The organism is Streptomyces sp. NPDC006516 (genome assembly GCF_040611875.1).
Lineage (GTDB): Bacteria > Actinomycetota > Actinomycetes > Streptomycetales > Streptomycetaceae > Streptomyces.
This window is the reverse complement of sequence record NZ_JBEXPD010000034.1, coordinates 1-3923: the sequence shown is the minus strand read 5'-3', so window position 1 is coordinate 3923 and position 3923 is coordinate 1. Positions and strand designations below refer to the sequence as shown.

The window sequence follows — 3923 nt, the reverse complement described above, 5'->3', positions numbered from 1 at the left end:
TCGACACCGCGATGGGTCTGGATGATCCGGCTCTCGTTCCCATCCAGCTCGACCTGCCCACCCTCCGCCAGGCCCCCGACAACCTCCCCGAACTCTTCCGAGTGCTCTCCCAGGGCAGCACCACCGGACGGAAAAGGCGCGAGACCGTCAGCAAGTCCGGCCCGGCCCTCGCGGAACGGCTGGCCGGTCTGGACTCGGATGCACGTGCCGAACTGGTGCTGGAAGTGGTCCGCGCCGAGGCGGCGGCCGTGCTCGGGCACTCGGGGCCTGAGGCCATTCATCCTGAACGTGCCTTCCAAGAGCTCGGGTTCGACTCTCTCAGCGCCGTGGAGTTCCGCAATCAACTCAACGTGGTCACCGGACTCCGACTGCCACCGACGCTGATCTTCGACTACCCGAGCCCAGAGGTGCTGACGGCCCACCTGCTCACGGAACTGGCCCCCGACTCCGCGGGCCCGGACCAGGTCGACGAGGACGAGCAGGTCCGCCGCATTCTGCAGACCATCCCCATCAACAGGATCCGGGATGCCGGGCTGATGCGCAGCCTCCTGGAACTGGGCGGAGTGCAGGCACCCGCTGGGGATGGCGACGAGGGCGACGTCGGCGGATCGATTGATGAGCTGGACGCCGAGAGCCTGATCAGCATGGCACTCGACGAGTTCGAACTGGACGGCCCGACCGCGGAAGCAGGTAGTTGAGATGACGACTTCAGACGCACGGCTGGTTGACGCACTGCGGGCGTCACTCAAGGAGGTCGAGCGGCTTCGCGGCCAGAACAGCAAGCTTTCGTCGACCCTGCATGAGCCGATCGCCATCGTGGGCATGGCGTGCCGCTATCCGGGTGGCGTGGAGTCAGCCGAGGACCTCTGGCAGATGGCCGCCGAGGGCCGGGATGTGGTGGGCGCCTTCCCGGAGGACCGTGGCTGGGACACCGGGCAGCTGTACGACCCCGAGCCGGGCGCCGAAGGAAAGGTGTACACCCGCGAAGGCGGCTTCCTCCATGGCGCCGGCGGTTTCGACTCGGCCTTCTTCGGGATCGGTCCGAACGAGGCGCTCGTCATGGATCCGCACCGGCGGCTGCTGCTGGAAGTGTCGTGGGAAGCGCTCGAACGGGCCGCGATCGACCCGGGCACCCTGCGGGGGAGTCGGACAGGCGTCTTCGCCGGTGTCATGTATCACGACTACCCGTACAGCAGCTCGACCGGCTCGATGGTGTCCGGGCGGGTGGCGTACACGCTGGGTCTCGAGGGGCCGGCGGTGACGATGGACACGGCGTGTTCGTCGTCGTTGGTGGCGTTGCATTCGGCGGTGCAGTCTCTGCGGTCGGGGGACAGTTCGCTGGCGTTGGTGGGTGGCGTGACGGTGATGGCGACGCCGGAGACGTTCGTGGAGTTCAGCCGTCAGCGCGGCCTGGCTGCGGACGGTCGGTGCAAGTCGTTCGCGGCGGCGGCCGATGGCACGGGCTGGGGCGAGGGCGTCGGCGTCCTGGTGGTGGAGCGTCTCTCCGATGCGCGGCGCAACGGCCACCCGGTGCTCGCGGTGGTACGCGGCTCCGCGATCAACCAGGACGGTGCGAGCAACGGCTTCACCGCTCCGAACGGGCCGTCGCAGATGCGCGTCATTCGGCAGGCGCTCGCGAATGCGGGTCTGACCGGTGCTGATGTGGATCTGGTGGAGGCGCACGGTACGGGTACGACGTTGGGTGATCCGATCGAGGCGCAGGCGTTGTTGGCGACGTATGGGCAGGATCGGCCTGAGGGTCGGCCGTTGTGGCTGGGTTCGGTGAAGTCGAACATGGGTCATACGCAGGCTGCGGCGGGTGTGGCGGGGATCATCAAGGTTGTTCATGCGATGCGGCATGGTGTGTTGCCGAAGACGTTGCATGTGGATCGTCCGTCGGATCAGGTGGATTGGTCTGCGGGCGCGGTGGAGTTGCTGACGGAGGCCCGGGACTGGCCTGTGACCGAGGGTCCGCGGCGGGCTGCTGTGTCGTCGTTCGGGATCAGCGGTACGAACGCGCACGTGATCATCGAGCAGGCGCTGGCCGAGGAGCCCGCCAAGAGTGACGGGGAGGAGAAGGTTCCAGCTTCTGCCCTCGAGCTCCCGGTGCATGCGTGGGTGCTCTCGGCCACGGGAGCGGAGGCGTTGAAGGCACAGGCGGCGCGTCTGCTGACGCAGGTGGTGAGTGAATCCGAGATACGTCCGGTGGATGTCGGCTTCTCGCTGGCGACCTCGCGTGCGGTGTTCGAGCACCGGGCTGCTGTGGTGGGCGGGACGCGGGAGCAACTGGTCGAGGGGCTGCGGGCGCTTGCTGGTGACCGGCGGGATGGTTCGGTGCTTCGTGGCGCGGCCAGGTCCAGGCCGAAGACGGCGTTCTTGTTCCCGGGTCAGGGTGCGCAGCGGGTGGGGATGGGGCGTGAGCTGCACGAGTCCTTCCCGGTGTTCGCCGAGGCGTTCGACGCGGTGGTCGCAGAGCTGGACGGACACCTCTCGGGATCGCTGCGTCAGGTTGTGTGGGGTGAGGACGCGGGGCTTCTCGAGCGGACGGAGTTCACTCAGCCGGCCCTCTTCGCGTTCGAGACAGCCCTGTTCCGGCTTCTGGAGTCCTGGGGTGTGCGCCCGGACTTCCTGGCCGGGCACTCGGTGGGTGAGCTGACTGCCGCGCACGTAGCGGGTGTCCTGTCGCTGGCGGATGCGGCACGGCTGGTGGCTGCCCGTGCGCGGTTGATGCAGGCGCTGCCGGCTGGTGGTGCGATGGTCGCTGTCCGGGCATCGGAGGACGAGGTCCTTCCGTACCTGACGTCGGACGTGGTGAGTATCGCTGCGGTGAACGGTCCGGACGCGGTGGTCATCTCCGGCGCGGAAGCGGACGTGCTGGAGGTTGCGGCCCGGTTCGAGGCGGAGGGTCGTAAGACCAGTCGCCTGCGGGTTTCGCACGCGTTCCACTCGCCGCTGATGGAGCCGATGCTCAACGAATTCCGTACCGTCGCCCAGAGTGTGACGTTCGGCGAGGCCCGTATTCCGGTGGTCTCCAACCTCACCGGCGAGCTGGCAACCCCGGCGGATCTGCGTACGCCCGAGTACTGGGTGCGTCACGTCCGTGAGGCTGTGCGGTTCGGCGATGGTGTGCGTGCGCTGTCGGCCGCCGGTGTCTCTGTGTTCCTGGAGGTGGGTCCCGATGCCGTACTCACCGCGATGGCCCAGAACTCGGCGGCCGACGCGGTGTTCGTACCGGGCCTGCGCCGCAATCAGAGCGAGCCCGAGGCGCTGGTAACGGCGCTCGCGCGGCTGCACACCGTGGGCCATGTCCCGGACTGGGCCGCGTTCTACGCGCCGACCGGAGCCCGCCGCGTCGACCTGCCCACCTACGCCTTCCAGCACCAGCACTACTGGCTGCTTCCTGAAACGACGGAATCCAACCCGGAATCCCTTGGGCAGGTCTCGACCGATCACCCTGTCCTGAGCGCGGCTGTTGGTCTGCCTGATGGGGGAGTGGTCTTCACCGGCCGGCTCTCTCTGGGCGCGCAGCCCTGGCTTGCTGATCACAGTGTGCTGGGGAGTGTGCTGGTGCCGGGGACGGGGTTGGTGGAGCTGGCCTTGCGTGCGGGGGAGGAGGTCGGGTACGGCCTGCTGGAGGAGCTGACCCTCCAGGCGCCCTTGACCCTGCCCGACACCGAGGCGTTGCAGGTCCAGGTCGTGGTCGGGGCTCCGGGGGATGACCGTGCGCGCGGAGTGAGTGTGCACTCCCGTGTGGAGGGTGACCGGGATGTGCCGTGGACGCAGCACGCCGAAGGGGTGCTGTTGCCGCAGGCTTCCGTTACTGCTCCGGATTTCGATTTGGGGGTGTGGCCGCCGGTTGGTGCTGAGCCTGTGTCTGTTGTGGGTGCGTATGAGCGGTTGGCTGAGCAGGGGTATGAGTACGG

General features: G+C 68.0%; 2 protein-coding genes. Both read left to right on the top strand.

Annotated elements, in window-relative coordinates; translation table 11 throughout:
• Positions 1 to 698 (top strand): beta-ketoacyl reductase (locus tag ABZY45_RS35020; protein WP_356746298.1); only part of this gene is annotated, 698 nt, incomplete at its 5' end.
• 22 nt (positions 699 to 720) lie between these two features.
• Positions 721 to 3923: type I polyketide synthase (locus ABZY45_RS35015; RefSeq protein ID WP_356746299.1), on the top strand; the 3203-nt coding region annotated here is incomplete at its 3' end.